We start from the raw sequence: 20308 nt of genomic DNA on the forward strand, positions 1-20308 counted from the left end.
CGGAGCGGCCCCTGCCGTTCAGTCGGCCGCTGCGGCGCCGCGCAGCACGGCGCGCCTGCGCAGCAGGACCGGCGCCGTCGCCAGCAGACCCAGGACGACGGCGCCCGCACCGGCCCAGACCGGGGGAGCCGACATCCCCAGCGGCGCGTCGAGGGAATAGGCGCCGGCGCCGGTGAAGCCCAGTGCCGCTGCGATCAGGGCGTAGACCAGCGCGGCCTCGTAGCCGCCGTGATGGGCCCATAGCCCCTTGCCGGCGTTGGCGGCGGCCGCCACGGTCATCGTGCCGATGACGGCCGCTGCGCCCAGCGGCGTCAGCAAGCCCAGCAGGATCAGGGCGGCGCCGGCGGTCTCCGCGGCCGAGGCCAGCACCACCATCGGGCGGGCGGGGCGGAAGCCCAGACCGTGGAACATCGTGGCGGAGCCCGCGAGGCCGGCTCCGCGGAACCAGCCCAGGCTCTTCTGCGCAGCGTGGCCCAGGAGCAGGGCCGCCAGCGCCAGGCGAAGCAGGAGTAGTCCGATGTCCACGGCGGATCACGTCCTCGGCTGCAGTACGAAGTCGAACTCGGCGGTGGCGAAGGAGGTGGCGACGGTGGTGCCGTCGGGCGCGGTGCCCGCCTCGTGGCGGCGGAAGGGCACGATCAGTTCCTCTTTGGTGCCGAAGACGACGTCGGAGTCGAGGTACTGCGTGTCCTCTTCGAAGATGTGGGTGATCAGCTTCTCGTAGCCGGGTTCGTCGATGAGGAAGTGGATATGGGCGGGCCGGAAGTGACTGATCCGGGTGCGCTCGATCAGGTCGCCTACGGGCCCGTCCATCGGGATGGTGTAGCCCTTGGGAACGACGCTGCGCAGGCAGTAGGTGCCGTCCTGGCGCGTGCGGTACTTGGCGCGCAGCCGCGCCTCGTCCACCTCCGACAGCTGGGCCTCGTAGGCCCCGTCGGAGTCGGCCTGCCACACGTCCAGCACGGCGCCGCCGACCGGCTCGCCGTCGACGCCGCGGACGGTGCCGTGCACGAACAGCGGCAGGCCCTCGGCGCCGTCGGACATGTCGTGGCCGTAGGGGGCGGCGGGGGAGCCGTCGATGTAGAAGGGGCCCAGGACGGTGGCGGGGGTGGCCTCGGGGCCGAACCGGTTGTTCATCTGGACCACGAGCATGCTCAACCCGACCACGTCGGAGGCCAGGATGAACTCCTCGCGCTTGTCGTCGCTGATCCGCCCGGTCTCGGTGAGCCAGCGCATCGCCGCCATCCACTCCTCCTCGGTGAGATGGACGTCGCGCGCGAAGGCGTGCAGGTGGCGCACCAGCGCGGTCATCAGCTCGGCCAGCCTGGGGGACTCGGCCGTCGCCCAGCGCCGGGCCGCCAGCTCGGTGATGTTGTCCTCAGTCGCGTACGGCATCGTCGTCTCCGTCCCGGTCTGCGTCCTCGGGTGGGGTGTAGGTGGCGTTGCGGTCGACGAGCAGGTAGGTGTCCAGGGCCATCGGACGCCGCCGCTCCTCGGCGAGCTGTCCGAGTAGACCGCCCGCCCGCGCCAGCAGGGCGAAACCGCGCAGCAGGTCGGGGGGCAGGTCCAGGTCGGCCAGCGCCGCGCCGCACACCCCCGCGCCGTTGAGGACCAGCCGCCGCCCCAGCACGCGCTCGTGCGTACGGCCGATCGCCTCGAACAGGCGCAGGTGCGGGCCGGTGAGCCCTTCTTCCTCGGCGATGCGCAGCAGGGCCGGCGTGCGCGGGTCGCCCTGCTTGTGCACGGGGTGGCCCAGGCCGGGGATGATCCGCTTGGCGGCGCGTTCGCGGGTGACGACCTCCTCGGCCAGCGCGTCCCACTCGGCCTCGTCGGCGGGCTCGTCCGCGCGCTGTGCCAGGACGTCGGCCAGGAAGCGGCCGGTGTCCTCGGTGACGCCGAGGAACCGCGAACCGCCCCCGAGCAGGCCCGCCGCCAGGGCGCCCTGCAAGGAGTCGGGCGCGCTGAGGTAGGTGAGCCGGGCCGCGATGGCGGTGGGCGTGAAGCCGTGGTCGGCCAGGGCCACCAGGCAGGCCTCGAACAGGCGCACCCGGCCGGGGGAGGGCCGCTTCTGCGTCACCATCCACAGCACCAGCTCGCCGAAGCCGACGCGGCCCATCAGGTCCTCGGCCAGGTCGTGGCCCAGCAGCGAAATGGTCGATTCCGTCGAGGTGCCCAGTGAGGTGGGAAAGCTCGGCGCACCGCTCCCGCCGCCTCCTGCGGTGTCGCTGCGGTCGCTGCCCTCAGCCATCGTCGCCCTCCTTCTCGTCGCGGTTGGTGCTCAGCCACGCGCGGATCTGCGCGGAGTGCTCGTCGAGCCGGGGCGGCGGACGGTCGTAGCGCGTCCGGCTGCGCGAGAGGGTGATCGGATTGCGGATGCCCGGAACGGCGTCGGGCCCGCTCCCCGCCGGCACGACCGGGTCCAGGCCGAGGGAGTCGGCGAAGGCGACGCCCTCGTCGACGGTGTTGATCGGCGCGCAGGCCACCCCGTGGGCCAGGAGGATGTCGAACCACTCGGCCTTGGTGCGCGCGCTGAGCGCGTCGACCAGATGGGGGCGCAGCGCGTCGCGGTTGGCGGTGCGGTCCTGGTTGTGGGCGAAGCGGGGGTCGCCGACCAGGTCGGACCGGCCCAGGGCTGCGCACAGGCGGGCGAACTGGCCGTCGTTTCCGGCGATGACGATGAGGTCGCCGTCGGCCGTCGGCAGCGGCTCGTAAGGGAACAGGCTCGGGTGGGCGTTGCCCATGCGGTGGGGCACGGTGCCGCCGGCGGCGTAGGCGCCGGACTGGTTGACCAGCCCCGACAGTGCGGAGGAGAGCAGGTTGACCTCGACCTGCTGGCCCTCGCCGGAGTCGTTGCGCTCCTGGAGGGCGGCCAGGACGCCGATCGCCGCGTGCATGCCGGTGATCACGTCGAACACCGAGATCCCGGCGCGGAAGGGCGGGCCCTCGGGGGCGCCGGTCAGACTCATCAGTCCCGAGATCGCCTGGACCATCAGGTCGTAGCCGGGGATGGAGGCGCCTTCACCGGAGCCGAAACCGGATATGGAGGCGTAGACGACGCCGGCGTTGGCCTCCCGGACCGACGCGTAGTCCAGCCCGAACCGCTTCAGGCCGCCGGGCTTGAAGTTCTCGATCACCACGTCGGCCCGCCGGGTCAGCTCGCGTGCCGCTTCCAGGTCCGCGGGATCGGCCAGGTCGAGACTGAGCGAGCGCTTGTTCCTGTTCACCGACAGGAAATAGGTCGCCTGGTCCCCGCGGGTGGGCGGCGACCAGGTCCGCGAGTCGTCGCCGCCGGGGCCTTCGACCTTGACCACCTCGGCGCCGAGGTCGGCCAGCAGCATCGTCGCGTACGGGCCCGCGAGGATCCGCGAGAAGTCCGCGACCAGCAGGCCCGACAGCGGGCCCCCCGTAGGGTCGTTCATCAAGAGACCTTTCTCGTGGCCTGTCCACTGATCGGACTAACGTCCGCATAATCAGGATCGGTCTGGCGGAGGGGTGTGTCAACGGGGTGATTGTGCTTGATGCATGGTTACTGCAGGAAAACGGTGCTCGACTCTGCGAGGGAGGTGGATGCCATTGACAACCCAGGTGCCTCAGATCACTCTTGAGTATATATCGTGATCGCCTGACGGACGATTGTCCGTTCGTCTGTACGGGAGCTCCACATGTCTGACCCCACCCTCCGCGGCCCCGCGCCCGAACCCGGGCGCCCCCTCGTTTTCAGGAACGGCACCGTCCTGGTGATGGACGGAACCGGCCGCGTCCGCCCCGACTGCGACGTGCTGGTGGTCGACGACCGCATCGCCGCGGTCGGCCCCGGCCTCGACGCCCCCGAAACCGCCCGGGAGATCGACGCCTCGGGCGGCATCGTCATGCCGGGCATGATCGACACCCACCGCCACATGTGGCAGACCGTCATGCGCGGCTACGGCGCCGACTGGACCCTGTCGCAGTACTTCGTCTGGTACTACCTGGAGTGGGGGTCCCGCTTCCGGCCCGCGGACATGCACGCCGGCAATCTGCTCGGCGCGTGGGAAGCCCTCGACGCCGGTGTGACCACCACGGCCGACTGGTCGCACGGACTCGTCACCACCGAACACGCCGACGCCGCGCTCGATGCGCTGGAGTCGGTGCCCGGACGCTGGGTGTTCGGCTACGGCAACATCCACGCCGGCCCGTGGGAATGGGCGACCTCGCCCGAGTTCCGTGCGTTCTACGACCGGCGCATCCACGGCAAACGCGGCGACCGGCTCGGCTTCCAGATCGCGTTCGACGTGACCGGCGACGCCTCCTTCCCCGAGCGGCCCGCCTTCGAGACCGCCCGCGAGCTGGGCGTCGAGGTCACCACGCACGCCGGGGTATGGGGTGCGACCGGCGACAACGGCATCCGGCTCATGCACGAGCACGGTTTCATGGGCCCGGGGACCGTCTACGTGCACGCGGCCTCGCTGTCGGAGGACTCCTACCAGCGCATCGCCGCCAGCGGCGGCTCCGTGTCGGTATCCACCGAAAGCGAGCAGAGCGCAGGCCAGGGATATCCGCCCACCTGGCGGCTGCGGCGCCACGGCATCCCCGTCTCGCTGTCGACGGACACCAGCGTGTGGTGGAGCGCGGATCCGTTCAGCGCCATGCGGGCCACTCTGGGCGCCGACCGCTCCCGCGAGCACCTGGAGGCCCAGGCGCGCAGCGAGACCGTCACGCACAGCCACCTGCGTGCCGAGCACGTCGTCGACTGGGCCACCCGAGGCGGCGCGCACACCCTCGGTCTGTCCAGTTCGGTGGGCAGTCTGGAACCGGGCAAGAAGGCCGACGTCGTGCTGCTCAAGAACGACGCCTCGCCTGCGATGTTCCCGCTCCTCAACCCCTACGGCCACGTCGCGTTCCAGGCCCAGCGGGGTGACGTGCACACCGTCGTGGCCGACGGGCGGGTGGTCAAACACGAGCACCGCCTCGTCGGCGCCGACCTGCCGGCCGTACGCCGCGCGGCCGAGTCGACTCTGGACTACCTGCGCGACCAGCTGGGTGACGCATGGACGTCGGGGATGAACCCCGATATCCCGCCCACGAAGATTCTGGACAACCCCTACACCTACACGGAGTTCCGGGACTCCTCCACACGCCGCAGCCAAGAGCCCGCGGGCGAGGCGTAGGCCCGTCCGCGTCGTTCTGCCGGGCGCCGTCCGTCCACGGCGCCCGGCGGAACGGAACCGGGTGGGGCGGCGGGGCGATCGGTGCGCCCCCTCGGCCGCCGGGTGACCGCCCGGCGTTCACCGCGGGGGTTGACGAAGGCGAAGTGCCACCTTACGTTCACTGAAACATGACGAAGCGTATTCGCAGTGTAGTCGTCGGCCGCGGGTGCCTTCGCGTGAGGCGCCCCGGGGGCGGGGAGCGCCTGAGCGCGCGACAGGCCGCCGCGCGAGGACGATCCGCGGCGCGTGATCCGCACCGCGCTCCCCGCCGGTCGGCGTCCTGGCCCGATGCGGTGCCGTACCCGTCGAGTTCCGACGCCGGCCATCCGTTGCGCCGCAGAATGTTAGCGCTAACATGGCTTGTTCCGACCGCGGAGCGCTCCGGCGCCCCGCCCTTCGGAGCGGGAGCAGGGCCGGTCCCCAATCACGAGCCCGAGGAGCACCCCCATGACCGCACACTCCCGAACCCGTTCGGCGGGACTCTCGCGGCGGCGGCTGCTGACCGCCGCGCTGGCGACCGGTGGCGCAGCCGCGGCCGCGACCGCCGCCGGTACCGCCTACGCCACCCGCCCGGACGGTGCGACAGCGGACCTGCGCGCCGCCGACTACCCCGGTCCCGGTGCGGTGACCGGCGACGTCGAGGTGCACGACCCCGGCTTCGTCAAGCGGCCCGGCGGCGGCTACCTCGTCGCCCACACCGCCCCCGACATCGCCCTGAAGACCTCCGGTGACCGCACGGCGTTCCGCGACGCCGGGACGGTCTTCCCGGGCGGCGCCCCCTGGACCACCGAGTACACCGGCGGCGACCGCAACCTGTGGGCGCCGCACCTGTCCTACGCCGACGGGCGCTACCTGCTGTACTACTCGGCATCCACCTTCGGTTCCAACCGGTCGGCGATCTTCCTGGCGACCAGCACCAGCGGCGACTCCGGAACCTGGACCGACCAGGGGGTCGTCGTCGAGTCGTGGACCTCGCAGGACTTCAACGCCATCGACCCGCACCTGTCCGCGGACGCTCAGGGCCGCTGGTGGCTGGCCTTCGGGTCCTACTGGTCGGGCATCAAGATGATCCGCATCGACCCGGCCACCGGCAAGCGGCTCGGCGACGCCTGGCACTCGCTCGCCGGACGCGGCGGCGACTCCATCGAAGCGCCGACCGTCTTCCGCCACGGCGGGCGGTACTACCTGTTCGTGTCCTTCGGCGCGTGCTGCCAAGGCGCCGACAGCACCTACCGGGTCATGGCCGGGCGCTCCGACGACATCGCCGGCCCCTACTACGACCGCGGCGGCACCCCGATGACCTCCGGCGGCGGCACCGAGATCCTCGCTGGCCACGGCGGCATCCACGGCCCCGGCCACCAGGACGTGTTCGCCGACTCCGACAGCGACATCCTCGCCTACCACTACTACGCCGACGACGGCACGGCCCTGCTGGGGGTCAACCGGCTCGGCTGGGACGGCGCCGGCTGGCCCTACGTGCATTAGCGCGCCCGGCACCGCGCGTGTCCCCGGCGGTAGCCCGCAGCGGAGCCGGCGGCGGCCGCATCCGGTCACTGCGGGGAAACGTCGCGTGTCCGGGCCCCGGGTACACCCGGTGCGGGCGGGTCGAGCGGAGGGAGCCGGACGGTGACGGTGCTGGCGGGCGCGCACACGGATCACACCGCGCACATGGCCGGGCTGCCGGAGTGGCTGCGGATCGGCGCCGCCCTCGTGCTCGCCGCGGTCGCGGTGCTGCACGCGCGCCACGGCGCCCACATGGCCGGGCAGCGGCGATGGTGGCACCTGGGGCACGCCGTCATGGCCGCGGGCATGGCGGCGATGTACCTGCTTCCGCGCATGCGCCACGAGGGTCTCCATCAGGGCGGCCTCGTGCTGTTCGCGCTGCTGGCGGCGGGCACGGTCGCCGCGGCGGTGGGGCTGCGCTCGCGCGAGGGGGCGCTGAATCCGATCTGGACGATGTCGGCCCTGGACTACCTCGCCATGGTCTACATGCTCGCGGCCCCGGCACTGCGCCCGGCCTGGCTCGGTTACGCGTTCGCCGCCTACTTCGCCTGCGCGGTCGTGGGCTGGGTCGCGCGCGCGTTCGACCGGCTGCCCGTGTTCGCGCGCCCGGCGGCCGTCGGCGCCGGGCACGCCGGCCCCGCGCTGCTGTCGGCGCCGCCGGAGGGGGGTTCCGGCGGCCCGAGCCGCTCCCGGATGTCGGTGGCGCTGACCCTGGCCGTGATGGCGGCGGCCATGGCCGCCATGCTCGTCGCGATGTGACCCGGGCGGCGCGCCGCGGCGCCCGCCGCATCGGCGCCCGCCGCATCGGCGCCCGCGGCTCGGCCGCGCGGTGGCGAGCGGACCGCTCAGCGCGTCGGCGCCACGTCCTCGGCGACCCGCCGGGCGGCCGCGATGAGCGTGCCGCTCCAGGCGGGCAGCGCCTCGCGGTCGAACCGCGCTGTGGGAAGCGCCAGCGACAGCGCGGCCATCGGCGCGCCCGACGCGTCGGTGACCGCCGCGCCGATGGCGGTCACCCCGGTCTCGGTGCGCTGATCGTTGATGGCGAAGCCCCGATCGCGCACCAGCGCCAGCTCCGTGCGCAGCCGCGCGGGATCCACCTCTTCCGCACCGGAGTAGAGCTCGGCGACCTCCTCCGGCGGCAGCGCCGCCAGGATCGCCTTGCCGCCCGAGGCCAGGTGCGCCGGCACCGATCGGCCCATCCGGTCACCCACACGCAGCACGTGGTCGGACTCCACGGTGGCGATGAACCGCACCTCGGTCCCGGCCGGCACCACCACGTTGGCCGACTCGCGGGTGCGCTCCACCAGCCGCTCCAGATGCGGCCGGCACACCCGGCGCAGCAGCGCGACGGGCGCCTCCGTGGCCTCGGCCGGGCGCAGCACCTTCCCGGGGACGTAGGAGCGATCGCCGAGCTGCTCGTCCCGCTGTGGACCGAGATCGGCGACCTCATGCCGCCCACACCCCGCTCCGACGCGCATCCGCACCTGTGGCGGTGGAACACGCTGCTGCCGCTGGCCGAACGCGCCGGCGATCTGGTGCCCGCGGGCCACTCGGTGCACGTCCTGGAACGCGCCGCCGAGTTCGCCGAGGTCGGCGCCGGCCTGCAGATGGCGCCCAACGCCACCCGCGTCCTGCGGGAATGGGGCCTGCTCGACGAGGTCGCCGCCGCGGGCGTAGCCCCGGGGCGGCTGCGCATGAAGGACGCCCTCGACGGTGCAGAGCTGACCCGCCTGGAGCTCGACGCCGCCTTCGCGGGTACGTCCGCCGAGGTGCGCGACGGGCTGGGTTCGCTGTGGCGCGACCGGCGCTGGCCGATGTATGACCGGGTGTCCGTCGCCTCGTGGATCCGGGGTCGGCTGGTGCTCACCGGCGACGCCGCCCACCCGATGCTGCAGTACCTGGCCCAGGGGGCGTGCCAGGCGATCGAGGACGCCCACGCGCTGGCCGCGCAGGTGGGGACGGCCGGCGCGGACGCGGCCGACTGGGACGGTGCGCTCGACCGCTACGAGGCCGAGCGCACCGGCCGCACCGCCGGAGTGCAGGCCGCGGCCCGGACGTGGGGCGAGATCCGGCACGTCGACGGCGTCGCCCGCGCGCGGCGCAACGAGCTGTTCCGCGACCGGGACCCGCGCGACTACCGCCGCATCGACTGGCTGTACGGCTGAGGGGCCTCCGCGTCCCGCGGCACCCGCCCCGGACCGAGCCATGCCCGATCGGTCCGGGGCGGGTCGGACGCGGGGGAGCGGCGGGAGCGGCGTTCAGGTCCGCTCGGAGCGCCGCGCCCCGGTGTCCCCGTGTTCCTCGGGGCTCGGCGCGTCGTCGCTGCGGGGCGCGCGGGGGAGGAGGAAGGTCAGCAGTAGGCTGGCCGCAAGCAGGCCGATATCGACCCACAGAGCCGCCTGCAGACCCGCGGTGAAGGACTCCGACCGGTCGGCGCCCGATCGTGCCGCATCGGCGATCCGGGTGAAGAACACCGTGCCGACCAGGGCCACCCCCGCGGCGATGCCGAGTTGATCGGCGGTGTTGAGCAGACCGGACGCCGCACCGGCCACGGCGCCGGGAACGCGCGCCAGGACGATGTCGATGATCGGGGCGACGATGAGCCCTACACCGATGCCGCTCACCAGCATCGGGGCGACGAAGTCCCAGATGCCGGCGGTCGCGTCGACTCGGCCGACGGTCCAGACGAGCATCGCCTGCCCGGCCGCTGCGAGGGCCGCTCCGGCGGTCAGTACGCGCGGACCCAGCCGCACCGCGAGGCGCACTGCGAAGACGGAGACCGCCATGGTCGCGACGGGCGAGGCCATGGTGGCGAGTCCGGCCTGCAGCACGGACATGCCCAGGCCGCTCTGCAGGTAGATGGAGAATACGAAGAACAGACTGAAGGCGCCGCCGAAGGCCATGAGCACGACGGCGAGCCCGGCGCCGAAGGAGCGGTGCCGGAACAGTTCGGGTGGCACGAGCGGGGTCGCGCCCGAACGGTGCCTGCTTCCCTGGTGTATCCGCAAGAGCAGGAGCAGCGGCAGCGAGGCCGCCATCACGGGGGCCGTCCACCAGGGCCAGTCGAGTTCGCGCCCCTGGATCAGCGGATACAGCAGTGCGAGCAGCGCGGCGGACAGCAGCGCGACGCCGGCGGGGTCCAGGCGCAGCGGCCGCTGGGAGCGCGACTCCCGGACGAACAGCGCCGCCCCGGCCAGTGCGGCCGCTCCGATCGGCAGATTGATCAGGAAGACGGGACGCCACGCCAGGCCGAACAGGTCGGCGTGGACCAGCAGGCCGCCCAGCGGGGGGCCCAGCGCAGCCGCGCCCCCCGCTACGGCGCCGAACAGGCCCAGCACGGTGGCGCGCTCGTCCGGGGGGAATGCGACCTGGAGGATCGACAGTCCTTGGGTGATGATGAACGCTCCGGTCAGCCCCTGGAGGACCCGGCCGGTCAGCAGGGTGGCGATGTCCGGTGCGAACGTGCACACCGCGGAGGCGAGGACGAAGCCTGCGATCCCCAGCAGCGCCGTGCGTTTGCGTCCCACCATGTCGCCGATCCGGCCGGCGGTGACCAGGGTGAGGGCGAAAGCCAGGGTGTAGGTGGCCGAGATCCACTGCAACTGGGCTCCGGTCGTCTCCAGGTCCCGTTCGATGACGGGCAGCGCGATGGTGACGACGGTGGTGTCGACCATGATCATCGCGATGGCGACCAGGAGGAAGACCGCGCCGGACCAGCGGTGCCGGGCGGGCAGGTGCCCGCCGGCGCCGTCCGGGTCCGCGGCCGGTTCCGACGACATGGGCTGTCTCCCCTTCGACGCGTGCGGGATGCGGGCGGCGTGCATTAGAGTCGCTGCCGAGCGAAGTTATCTTCCGAATGGAACTATCTTCCTATTGGAAGATAATAGGGAGAGGGGGACGGGACGTGTCAACCGGATCCGCCGGCGCCGGCCACAAGCGCCTCACCGAAGACGAAGTCCGGAGCCTGCGGCGGTTCATCACCGCCACACTGCTCAACGGTCAGGTCACCGCCGACGCGGCCGGTCTGCACCCCGTCGACCTGTACGTCCTCAACCTCGTGGACGTCGATGGGGCGGCCACCGCGGGCGAGCTCGCCAAACACACCGGACTGACCACCGGAGCGATCACCAAACTGGTCGACAGGCTGGTCCGCTCCGGCCTCGTCGAACGCGCCCGGGACCCCGCCGACCGGAGGCGCGTGGTGATCCGCATCATCGGCAAGGCGACCGCCGAGACTCTCGGAGGCGCCTCGGCCCCCCTGTTCGCCCCCGTCGCCACGCGCATGGACCGGCTGATCTCCGGATTCACCGACGAGCAGCGCGCGGTGCTGGCCGAGTTCTTCGACCTGGCGGCCGATCAGCTCCGCCATGCCACCGAGGACCTGCAGCAGGGGCGCCGCGCGAGCGGCGGCGACGCCTCCCGGCCGGATCCGCGCGAATGAGCCCGCCGAGCGCCCCGATCCCGGCGGCGCCATGACAGCGATCCCGGCGGTGCCGGCGTGAAACACGCCGGCACCGCCGGGATCGCCTGGGGCCCGCCCTCGCGGGCACGGGGAGGCCCCTCCCGCTGGGAGGTGACGGGAGGGGCCGGGATGGGGGAAGGCCCACGGTGTGGCCGCCGCCCCGGGGGCGGTTAGTCTCCGCTCGGGACGCGCCGCGGCGCGGGGTAGCGGATGCTCTCCACCATTTCGGAGACGTGCCGGGCCGGAGGCGGGGTCATCAGCGACACCACGACCGCGACGACGGCGTTGACCAGAGCGCCGACGGCGCCGATGCCCTCGGGGCTGACGCCGAGGATGTAGTCGTGAGCCGCGAGCCCGAACACTTCGAGCGTGTAGAGCATGTAGACGATGGTGAAGCTCAGGCCGACGATCATGCCGGCCGCGGCCCCGATCGCGTTGCACCGCTTCCAGAAGATCCCCAGCACGATGGCCGGGAAGAAGCTGGCAGCGGCCATACCGAAGGCGAACGCCACCACCTGCGCCACGAAGGCCGGCGGGTTGATACCCGCGATCACCGCCACGAGGATGGCCGCCGCCATCGCGATACGCCCCACGAGCAGGCGCTCCTGGTCGCCCGCGGTCTGGCGGACGTAGCGGAAGTAGATGTCGTGGGACACCGAGGAGGAGATGACCAGCAGCAGACCGGCCGCCGTGGACATCGCAGCGGCCATACCGCCGGCGGCGACCAGGCCGATGATGGGCGCCGGCAGGCCGGCGATCTCCGGCGAGGCCAGCACCAGGATGTCGTTGTTGACCGTCAGGTCCGCGCCGGCGGCCGGGTCGTTGCTGACCGAGTTGACCACGTCGGCGTTCTGGTTCACCGACACCAGGCCGGTCTGCGCCCAGTTGTTCACCCAGGCGGGCAGGTTGTCGGTGGCGGTGCCGTTCACCCCTTGGAGCAGGTTGAGCTTGGTGAACGCGCCCACCGCCGGAGCGGTGGTGTAGAGCAGGGCGATGAAGAACAGCGCCCAGAACGCCGAGTAGCGCGAACCGCGGACGGTCTTGGTGGTGTAGAAGCGGATGATGACGTGCGGCAGACCGGCCGTACCGATCATCAGCGCCATGGTCACCAGGAAGATGTCGACCATCGGGCGGGAGGTGAACGGGTCGGTGAAGACCTGCATGCCGAGCTCGGTCGACAGCACGTTCAGTTCGTCGAGGATCTGCCCGAAGGACACCTGGGGGATGGGCAGGCCGGTCATCGTCTGAGCCACGGCCACGGCCGGGATCAGGTAGGCGATGATCAGCACCGTGTACTGGGCCACCTGCGTGTAGGTGATGCTCTTCATGCCGCCGAGCACCGCGTAGACGAAGATGACCACCGCGGCGATCATCACGCCGTAGGCGATGTCGATGTTGAGGAACCGGCTGAAGACGATGCCGCCGCCGTTCATCTGCCCCACCACGTAGGTGAAGGAGACGATCACGGCCGCCACCGCGGAGATGGTGCGCACCAGCTCGGAGTACCGGTCGCCGACGAACTCGGGGACCGTGTACTTGCCCCACTTGCGCAAGTAGGGCGCGATCAGCAGGGCGAGCAGCACGAAGCCGCCGGTCCAGCCCATGAGGTAGACGCTGCCGTCGTATCCCAGGAAGGCGATCAGGCCCGCCATCGAGATGAACGACGCCGCCGACATCCAGTCGGCACCGATCGCAGCGCCGTTGGCGATGGTGGGGACGCCGTGGCCGGCGACGTAGAAGCCCTCGGTCTCCTTGACGCGGCTGCGCCAGGCGATCGTCATGTAGATACCGAAGGTCACGACGATGAAGATCGTCGTCCAGATCTGGATGTCACTCATGACTCGCCCCCCTTCTCGGCAGTGCCGCCGGTGGGCTCGTCGTACTCGTAGACGCCGAACTCCTTGTCAAGGCGGTCCATGTACAGGCAGTAGACGAGAATCAGCAGCAGGAACACGTAGATCGATCCCTGCTGCGCGAACCAGAATCCCAGCGGGAATCCGGCGATGGCGATCTGGTTCAACTGCTCGACGAAGAGGACGCCCGCGCCGAACGACACGGCGAACCAGACGGCCAGCAGGACCACCATCAGCCGGAGGTTCTTCTTCCAGTACTCGCGCCTCCAGCCGTTGCCGCCCGGTGGTTCCGGGCTGTTGTCTTCCGTATCTGCCACGATCGCTTCTCCTAGTTACCGGGTAGGGACAGACTGAGGGCGGGCCCCGTACCGCTGGGGTCGACACCAACGCACGTGTGGCATGGCGCACAAGCCCGATGCCGCCGAGCGGCCGATCCGTCTTTCGAGCGGTCGTATAGGCGCCATGAATGGCGCAGATCACATCGGGATTCGTTCGTGGGTCCCGGTCGACCGCTTGCGTTACGCACCCGCCCGCCCGCCCGCCGCCCCCTCAACACCCGGGCCACCTGCGGTTAGGATGCGGCCATGTCAGCTTCCAACGGCTCCGCAGCGCCCGTCGCGCCGCGCCGTATCCTCCACGCGGGCAGCCTCCGCATGATCGGTGCCGGCCTGATGCTGATCATCGGTGCCTTCACGCCGTGGATGTACACGCCCCTGGTCACCATGCAGGCCATGCACGGCCCCGGCCTCTGGTTGCTGTGCTGCGGCGTCGTCGCCGTCGCCGGCGCCCTGCTGCCCTACCGCCGCCTCGCCCTCGCGCACGCGCTGATCCCGGCCGCCGCCGGCGGGGCGCTGGTGGTCTGGCAGCTCGGGCTGATCGCCTACCACAGCGCCGCGACCGACACTTGGGGCACGATGCTGCCCGGCGCCAGCATGGTGATCGTCGGCGGCGGCGTGGCGATCCTGATCAGCGCGGCGCGCCGCATGCACTCCGCGGGCTAGCGGTGGCCCCCGACCACGGGAGCGAGCCCTCGCTGGGATCGGCCGACGAGCACGACACCCCAGCGGAAGTCGACGCCGCGTTCCGCACCCTGCGGCGGGTCGCGATCGGTCACGTCGCGGTGTTCACGTGCGTCATCGTCGGGGTTCCGCTGCTGACCGCGGCGCTGGACTGGTGGTCGCAGGGGCGGCTCTGCGGCGGGATGAGCCCCATGTTCGCGATGACGGCCTTCGGGCTCTACGCGTTCTTCTTCGTCGTCTGCCTGGCGGCCGCCACCCTGTCCAACGCGGTCGAAGAGCGGATGCTCGGCGGTCCGGGCCGCGAGGCCCACCACGACGAGGAGGGGACGCTCCCGCCGTGATGACGAGCATCCTGCTCCTCGTCGTCCTGCTCGCGGCCGTCGTCTCGGTCGCGTTCCTGATCCGACCGCAGCGGACCTCCACCTTCGAGTTCTACCTCGCCGGGCGGCGGGTCGGCGTGGTCACCAACGCCTGCGCCATCTGCGGCGACTACTTCTCCGCCGCCTCCTTCCTCGGCGTGGCGGCGGCCGTCTACGCCTCCGGCCTGGACGGCATGTGGTACGCCACCGGCTTCGCCGCCGGGTTCGTCCCGGTGCTGCTGTTCATCGCCGCACCGCTGCGCCGATTCGGCGAGTTCTCCATCCCCGACTTCCTGGGCCGGCGGCTGGAATCCAACAGCGTGCGGCTGACGTCGGTGGCGATCGTGCAGCTGATCATCCTGGCCTACCTCGTGCCCCAGGCGGTGGCCAGCGGCATCATCTGGGAACTGTTCGTCGGCCAGGGCGTGGGCGGTCTGTCCGCCTACTCCACCGGAGTGCTCGTCTCCACCGCCGCGATCATGCTGATGGTGTCGCTCGGCGGTATGCGCGGCACCACCTGGACCCAGGCCGTGCAGTTCCTGCTGCTGCTGGCCATCTTCGTGTGGCTGGCGATCATCGTGATCGGCTCCGGATTCAGCTACCCCGAGGCGCTGCGCGAACTGTCGTCGCGCCCGCTGGCCAACCCCGCCGAGACCGGCGGCGCCTGGCAGCTGGAGGAGGTCACCAACCGGCTGCACCCCGAGTCCCCGGCCTTCTTCGGCGAGCCCGGCGGGCAGTACAGCCAACTCGGCCAGTTCGCGCTCATCTTCTCCCTGGCGCTGGGCACCGCCGGTCTGCCGCACATCATGAACCGCTACTTCACCAGCCCCACGGGCACGGCCGCGCGCATGACCACCGTGTGGGTGGTGGGCCTGGCCGGGCTGTTCTACACCCTGGCGGTGCTGCTCGGCACCGCCGCCCGGTCCGTCATCCGCGACGTCTCCGACGAGCTGCCCTGGCTGGCCGACCTGACCACCGGCGGTGTGCTGCGAGTGCCCGAGTACGCGCTGCTGGTCCTGGGCCAGGTCTTCGGCGGCCGCGCGGGCCTGGGGCTGATCGCGGTGGGCGCACTGGTGGCGGTGCTGTCGACCATAGCGGGCCTGCTGCTGGCCTCGGCCGCATCGTGGGGCCACGACATCTACGAGCGCTACATCAACCCCCGCGCCACCCAGAACCAGGCGCTGTGGGCCGGCCGCGCCGCCGTGGCCGTCGTCGCCGCGGTCTCGGCGCTACTGGCGCTGGCCGTACGGCCCGATACCCTCACCGGCCAGTTCCCGTCTATCGTGGCGACCATGGTGACCTGGGCATTCGCGTTGGCGGGATCGGCGCTGACCCCGGTGTTCATCCTCGCCATCTGGTGGCGGCGCACCACCGGTCCGGGCGCGGCCGCCGGCATGGCCGCGGGCGCCGTGACGGCGGTGGGCATGTGCGGCGCGGGAGTCCTGCTCGGCGACGCCCCGTACGCGTCGGTGCTGATGACCCCCACCCTGGTCTCCGCGCCGTGCGCGGCCGCGGCGACGGTGGCGGTATCACTGCTGACCCGCCCGCCCCCGGACATGGACCGCATCTGGGTGCGTCTGCACGGCACGGCGGCCGACCGCCGGGCCGTGCGCATCGCCCGGCTGACCGTCACCGGTATCGGGCGGCGCTCCGGGGAGGGCCGATGAGCAACGGCAGCCTGCCGCTGGCCGGCGTCGTCCTGCTCGCCTGGGGCGCGGTGTACCTGGTCACCCAGCAGATCACCGCGCCTCCGCTGGGCGCCGGCACCACGGTGCTCATCGGCGCCGGCCTGACCACCGCGCTGATCGTCGGCTACCCTTCGGCGCTGCGCGGCCCCCGCAGCAAGCGCTTCGCGCAGCCGGCCGCCGCCCGCGTCCAGCAGGGGCGCCACGGCACCACGATCGCCGCGGTGGGCCGCTCGATGCCGCTGCGTTCGGGGTTGACCGCCGAAAGCGCCCACCGCACCGCCCAACTGCTGCAGCCGCTGCTCAACGGCGCGGCGGTGGCCATCACCGACCGCGAACACGTCCTGGCCTTCGCCGGCCCCGGTTCCGACCACCACCGCTCCGGCGACGAGGCGGCCGCGCCGACGGCCCGCGCGCTCAACCGCGGCAAGGCCGTACTCGTGCGGCGCCGCGGCGAGCTGGGCTGCCCCGACGGCGACTGCCTGCTGCGCACGGCCGTCATCGTGCCGCTGACCGACGGCAACCGCACCGTGGGAACCCTGCAGGTCTACCGGACCGACGGGGCGCTGTCGCCGCAGGGGGTGGTAGAAGGGCTGGCCGGCATCCTGTCGCTGCACCTGGAGCTGGCCGAGCTCAACCGCCGCCAGAGGCTGGCCGTGGACGCCAAACTGGATGCGCTGCGCGCCCAGATCAACCCGCACTTCCTGTTCAACACCCTCAACACCATCGCCTCCAAGGTGCACACCGACACCGAGGAGACGCGGCAGCTGCTGGTGCGCCTGTCCGACTTCTTCCGCTACGTGGTCCGCCAGGAGGGCCACTTCGCCGAATTCGGCCAGGAGTACTTCTTCGTCCGCACCTACGTCTCGCTGGAACAGGCGCGCTACGGCGACCGGGTCCGGGTGCGCTACGACATCGACCCCCAGGTGCTCACCGCGCACGTTCCGGTGCTCATCATCCAGCCGCTGGTGGAGAACGCGATCAAGCACGGGCTCTCGGGCAAGGTCGAGGGCGGCACCGTCACGCTGAAAGCCAGGGTGGATCCGCTGACCCGCACCACCTCCGTCCGGGTGGCCGACGACGGTGTCGGAATCCCCTCCGACATGCTGAAACGTATTTCCGACGCCGAGCGCGGCGACGGTGACGGCCAAGGGCTGAGCAACATCGCCGGGCGCTTGGCATCGCTGTACGGCGAGCGCTATCGTCTGGACATCCAATCCACCGAGAACGGCGGCACAGTCGTGGATCTGCAGATACCCCTTGGATGAGCCTATGCGCGCGCGTTGCCTCATCGTCGACGATGAGGCCCCGGCGCGGGCGGACCTCCGTTACCTTCTGTCGAGGTTCGATCACGTCCAGGTAGTCGGCGAAGCGTCCAACTCCGAGGAAGCCCTGCTGCTGCTGGACTCCCTCGACTACGACCTGGTGCTGATGGACATACGCATGCCCGGCGGCACCGGTCTGGACGTCGCCCGCAAGCTCCGCGAGGCCGACAGTCCGCCGCGGATCATCTTCACCACGGCCTTCCCCGACTACGCCGTCGAGGCTTTCGACCTCGACGCGGCCGACTATCTGGTCAAGCCCTTCGACGCCGACCGCCTCGCACGGGCGCTGGACCGCGCCCTGGCCACACGCCCCGAAGAGGCCGAAGTCCAGGCCGTGCCGCGCCGTTCCGACGGCACCGAGTCCCCGCACCGCATCCCGGTGCACAAAGGCGACCGCACCGTGCTGCTCAACGAGTCCTCGATCATCTACGCGGGGGCGGCGCGCGGCTACTCCTACCTGCAGCTGTCCGACGAGCGCGTGCTGGTCAACTTCTCGCTCAACGAGCTGGAGCGCCGCCTGCACGGCTCCCAGTTCTTCCGCGCGCACCGCTCCTACCTGGTCAATCTCGACTATGTCCGCGAGCTGGCGCCCGATTTCCGGGGAACGCTGATGCTGCTGATGGACGACCCGCGCAAGAGCCGGGTGGAGGTCTCCCGCCGCCAGGCCCGCGAACTGCGCCGCGTGCTGGGGATGTAGCCGACCGCCGGGCCACGGGCGCGCCCGCGGCCCGGCGGTCGGCGTACCCGCGGCCTCGGAACGCGGGTGTCCCGGGCGCCGCGGGTACGCGATCGCCCCTGCTCAGGCCCTCCAGACCCCCGTGGCGGCGGCGTCGCGGGCGAAGTCGGCGAAGTCGCGCGGCGCGCGCCCCAGCGCCCGCTTCACCCCGTCGGCGAGGTGGGCGTTGCGTCCGTCCCGGATCAGCTCGAACAGGCCCGCGAACTCCTCCGGGATGCCGTTCTCCCGCAGGAAACCGCGGAAGTCCTCATCGGTGACGGGCACGTAGCGGATCGTGCGGCCGGCGGCGCCGGAGATCTCCCCGGCCGCTTCCGCGAAGCTCATCAGCCGGGGACCGGTGAGCTCGTAGACCTGCCCGGCATGGCCGGACCCGGTCAGCGCGGCGGCGGCCACGTCGGCGATGTCGTCGGCGTCCACGAACGGTTCGACGGCGTCGCCGGCGGGCAGCGCCAGCTCCCCGGCCAGCACCGGGTCCAGGAAGAAGCCCTCGTCGAAGTTCTGGTCGAACCAGCTGCAGCGGAGGATCGTCCACTCCGCGCCGGTGCCGGCGACGGCCTCCCGCACCTTCCGCTCCGCGGCGAGGGCGCCCTCCTCGCCGCGCCCCGACAGCAGCACCAAGCGCCGCGCGCCCGCGTCGGCGGCGCTGCGCGCGAACCGCGCCGCGGTTTCGTCGGCGCCCGGGAACCCCAGGTCGGGTTGGTAGGAGAGGTAGACGGAGTCCACGCCTTGCAGGGCGGCGCCCCAGGTGGAGGGGTCGTCCCAGGAGAAGGGCGGTTGTCCGGAGCGGGAACCGATGCGCACCGCCGAGCCGTGCCGGGACAGCCGCTGGGCGAGGCGCCGCCCGGTCTTGCCCGTGCCGCCGGTGACCAGTACGGGCCGGGAAGGAGAAGCAGTGGAAGAAGGAGACGTCTGTGCCTGTGTCGTCATGGGACCAGTCAATCCCGGCACCGAAAGACGGGCCATAGTCGCAAAGCGCGGCCGCATGTTCCAGCGTCTAAGTGCGTCGCCGCCGACCTTCACTGTTTCCCGGGACTGCCGACTTTTCCAACCTTCCCGGCCTTCCTCCCCTCCGACCGGGGCATCGCTTAGAATCGCACGGTGGATCCGCTCACCGCTCTGCTGGAGGGCCCCAAGGCGCGCGGGGCGTTCCTGCTGCGTTCGGTGTTCACACCGCCGTGGTCGCTGCGCGTGCAGGACCGTGCCCCGGTCTCGGTGGTGACGATGGTGCGCGGCGATGCCTGGATCCTCCCGGCCGAGGGTGCGCCGATCCGGCTGCGCCCCGGGGATGTGGCCGCCGTCCGCGGGCCCCGGCCCTACACGCTGGCGGACGACCCCTCCACCCCCGTCCGTATCACCGTCGGCCCGGACCAGCGCTGTACCACCGCCGACGGTGCGGACGTCACCGACTGCATGTCCCTGGGCGTGCGCACGTGGGGTGAGGACCGCGACCGGGACGCGCCCGCGGTCATGCTCAGCGGCACCTACCAGGCGCCGAGCGAGGTCGGGCGGTGGCTGCTGACCGCCATGCCCGAGGTGCTGGTGCAGGAGGCCGAGGCGGGCGACGCCGCGCTGGTCGCGCTCCTGGCCGACGAGATCCGCCGGGAGAAGCTCGGCCAGCAGCCGGTGCTGGACCGGCTGCTGGACCTGGTGCTGGTCAGCGTGCTGCGCGCGTGGCTGGCCGCCGACGGGGGGAGCGTGCCCGGCTGGTACCGGGCCCAGAGCGACCCCGTCGTGGGCCCGGCCCTGCGGGCGGTGCACGAGGAGCCCGCTCGTGCGTGGACGGTGGCGGCGCTGGCGGCCGAGGCCGGGGTCTCCCGGGCCGGATTCGCGCGGCGCTTCACCGACCTGGTCGGGCAGCCGCCCATGGCCTACCTCACCAGCTGGCGGCTGGCCCTGGCGGCCGATCTGCTGCACGCCCCCGAGGCCACCGTCGACGCCGTCGCGCGCCGGGTCGGCTACGGCAGCGGATTCGCGCTGAGTGCGGCGTTCAAGCGGGCGTACGGCATGAGCCCGCAGCAGTACCGTACCCACGGCCGCGCCGCCGGCCCTCCGCTGCACGGCGCGGCGCGCTCCGGGGCGTGGCCGAGCGGCTGAAGCGGCAGCCGGCCGCGGCTTCGTGCGCTGGGAAGATCGATTGCACCCCTTGACGGAAATCGCTTTCCCTGCAAATTTGCGCCCGT

Annotated in this window: 20 protein-coding genes; 11 read left to right on the forward strand and 9 right to left on the reverse strand. The window is 72.0% G+C overall.

The annotated features are described in order from the left end of the window. Positions 1 to 18: 18 nt before the first annotated feature. The 4 genes from HNR25_RS22015 to HNR25_RS22030 are packed head-to-tail and all read right to left on the reverse strand — an operon-like array spanning position 19 to position 3419. Positions 19 to 525: a DoxX family membrane protein gene (locus HNR25_RS22015; protein WP_184638292.1), complete on the reverse strand. Its 507-nt coding sequence runs from the start codon at positions 523 to 525 to the stop codon at positions 19 to 21. Positions 526 to 531: 6 nt separating this feature from the next. Next, entirely contained in the window at positions 532 to 1395 is an 864-nt protein-coding gene (locus HNR25_RS22020) for a dioxygenase family protein (RefSeq protein ID WP_184638294.1), read from the reverse strand. Beyond that, a complete protein-coding gene (locus HNR25_RS22025; protein ID WP_184638296.1) occupies positions 1379 to 2248 on the reverse strand; it encodes a citryl-CoA lyase in 870 nt (289 codons plus the stop codon). Before HNR25_RS22025 ends, HNR25_RS22020 begins: the two co-directional genes overlap by 17 nt. Further along, positions 2241 to 3419, reverse strand: a complete 1179-nt coding sequence (locus HNR25_RS22030) for a CaiB/BaiF CoA transferase family protein (protein ID WP_184638298.1) — start codon at positions 3417 to 3419, stop codon at positions 2241 to 2243. Before HNR25_RS22030 ends, HNR25_RS22025 begins: the two co-directional genes overlap by 8 nt. A 243-nt stretch (positions 3420 to 3662) precedes the next feature. Here HNR25_RS22030 and HNR25_RS22035 point away from each other — a divergent pair, with 243 nt between their 5' ends. From HNR25_RS22035 to HNR25_RS22045, 3 genes are all read left to right on the forward strand, one after another. Beyond that, the gene (locus tag HNR25_RS22035) at positions 3663 to 5147 is read left to right on the forward strand and encodes an amidohydrolase family protein (RefSeq protein ID WP_184638306.1); all 1485 of its coding nucleotides are present in this window, start codon (positions 3663 to 3665) and stop codon (positions 5145 to 5147) included. A 486-nt stretch (positions 5148 to 5633) separates the two neighbouring features. Then, the gene (locus tag HNR25_RS22040) at positions 5634 to 6671 is read left to right on the forward strand and encodes an arabinan endo-1,5-alpha-L-arabinosidase (RefSeq protein WP_184638309.1); all 1038 of its coding nucleotides are present in this window, start codon (positions 5634 to 5636) and stop codon (positions 6669 to 6671) included. Positions 6672 to 6812: 141 nt separating this feature from the next. Continuing rightward, on the forward strand, positions 6813 to 7448 hold the full coding sequence (locus tag HNR25_RS22045; RefSeq protein ID WP_184638311.1) for a DUF5134 domain-containing protein: 636 nt from the start codon (positions 6813 to 6815) through the stop codon (positions 7446 to 7448). A gap of 86 nt (positions 7449 to 7534) precedes the next feature. Here the strand turns inward: HNR25_RS22045 and HNR25_RS22050 are convergent, their stop codons facing one another. Further along, entirely contained in the window at positions 7535 to 8167 is a 633-nt protein-coding gene (locus HNR25_RS22050) for an IclR family transcriptional regulator (protein WP_184638313.1), read from the reverse strand. On the opposite strand from HNR25_RS22050, the gene HNR25_RS22055 reads away from it, so the two are divergent. Then, on the forward strand, positions 8138 to 8854 hold the full coding sequence (locus HNR25_RS22055) for an FAD-dependent monooxygenase (protein ID WP_184638315.1): 717 nt from the start codon (positions 8138 to 8140) through the stop codon (positions 8852 to 8854). The genes HNR25_RS22050 and HNR25_RS22055 overlap by 30 nt on opposite strands. Before the next feature lie 93 nt (positions 8855 to 8947). Here the strand turns inward: HNR25_RS22055 and HNR25_RS22060 are convergent, their stop codons facing one another. Further along, the gene (locus tag HNR25_RS22060) at positions 8948 to 10468 is read right to left on the reverse strand and encodes an MFS transporter (protein ID WP_184638317.1); all 1521 of its coding nucleotides are present in this window, start codon (positions 10466 to 10468) and stop codon (positions 8948 to 8950) included. Positions 10469 to 10593: 125 nt separating this feature from the next. Here HNR25_RS22060 and HNR25_RS22065 point away from each other — a divergent pair, with 125 nt between their 5' ends. Beyond that, positions 10594 to 11130 (forward strand): MarR family winged helix-turn-helix transcriptional regulator, encoded by a 537-nt coding sequence (locus HNR25_RS22065; RefSeq protein WP_184638318.1) that lies wholly within the window; start codon positions 10594 to 10596, stop codon positions 11128 to 11130. 191 nt (positions 11131 to 11321) lie between these two features. On the opposite strand, the gene HNR25_RS22070 is transcribed toward HNR25_RS22065, so the two are convergent. After that, a complete protein-coding gene (locus HNR25_RS22070; RefSeq protein WP_184638320.1) occupies positions 11322 to 12989 on the reverse strand; it encodes a sodium:solute symporter family protein in 1668 nt (555 codons plus the stop codon). Beyond that, positions 12986 to 13321 carry a DUF4212 domain-containing protein gene (locus HNR25_RS22075; RefSeq protein WP_312862683.1) on the reverse strand — a complete coding sequence of 112 codons (336 nt, stop codon included), beginning with the start codon at positions 13319 to 13321 and terminating at the stop codon, positions 12986 to 12988. Before HNR25_RS22075 ends, HNR25_RS22070 begins: the two co-directional genes overlap by 4 nt. A gap of 267 nt (positions 13322 to 13588) precedes the next feature. Here HNR25_RS22075 and HNR25_RS22080 point away from each other — a divergent pair, with 267 nt between their 5' ends. The 5 genes from HNR25_RS22080 to HNR25_RS22100 are packed head-to-tail and all read left to right on the forward strand — an operon-like array spanning position 13589 to position 18089. Further along, positions 13589 to 14005 carry a hypothetical protein gene (locus HNR25_RS22080; protein ID WP_184638322.1) on the forward strand — a complete coding sequence of 139 codons (417 nt, stop codon included), beginning with the start codon at positions 13589 to 13591 and terminating at the stop codon, positions 14003 to 14005. 2 nt (positions 14006 to 14007) lie between these two features. Beyond that, positions 14008 to 14364, forward strand: a complete 357-nt coding sequence (locus HNR25_RS22085; RefSeq protein WP_312862684.1) for a hypothetical protein — start codon at positions 14008 to 14010, stop codon at positions 14362 to 14364. Beyond that, positions 14364 to 16049, forward strand: coding sequence for a solute symporter family protein (locus tag HNR25_RS22090; protein WP_184639699.1), 1686 nt, complete (start codon positions 14364 to 14366; stop codon positions 16047 to 16049). The genes HNR25_RS22085 and HNR25_RS22090 overlap by 1 nt, the downstream gene beginning before the upstream one ends. After that, the gene (locus tag HNR25_RS22095; protein WP_184638324.1) at positions 16046 to 17335 is read left to right on the forward strand and encodes a GAF domain-containing sensor histidine kinase; all 1290 of its coding nucleotides are present in this window, start codon (positions 16046 to 16048) and stop codon (positions 17333 to 17335) included. The genes HNR25_RS22090 and HNR25_RS22095 overlap by 4 nt, the downstream gene beginning before the upstream one ends. Before the next feature lie 4 nt (positions 17336 to 17339). Continuing rightward, positions 17340 to 18089 (forward strand): LytR/AlgR family response regulator transcription factor, encoded by a 750-nt coding sequence (locus tag HNR25_RS22100; protein WP_184638326.1) that lies wholly within the window; start codon positions 17340 to 17342, stop codon positions 18087 to 18089. 102 nt (positions 18090 to 18191) lie between these two features. Here the strand turns inward: HNR25_RS22100 and HNR25_RS22105 are convergent, their stop codons facing one another. Continuing rightward, entirely contained in the window at positions 18192 to 19055 is an 864-nt protein-coding gene (locus tag HNR25_RS22105; RefSeq protein ID WP_221457776.1) for a Rossmann-fold NAD(P)-binding domain-containing protein, read from the reverse strand. A gap of 171 nt (positions 19056 to 19226) precedes the next feature. On the opposite strand from HNR25_RS22105, the gene HNR25_RS22110 reads away from it, so the two are divergent. Beyond that, a complete protein-coding gene (locus HNR25_RS22110; RefSeq protein WP_184638329.1) occupies positions 19227 to 20222 on the forward strand; it encodes an AraC family transcriptional regulator in 996 nt (331 codons plus the stop codon). Positions 20223 to 20308 lie beyond the last annotated feature (86 nt).

Source organism: Streptomonospora salina, from assembly GCF_014204715.1.
GTDB classification, from domain to species: domain Bacteria; phylum Actinomycetota; class Actinomycetes; order Streptosporangiales; family Streptosporangiaceae; genus Streptomonospora; species Streptomonospora salina.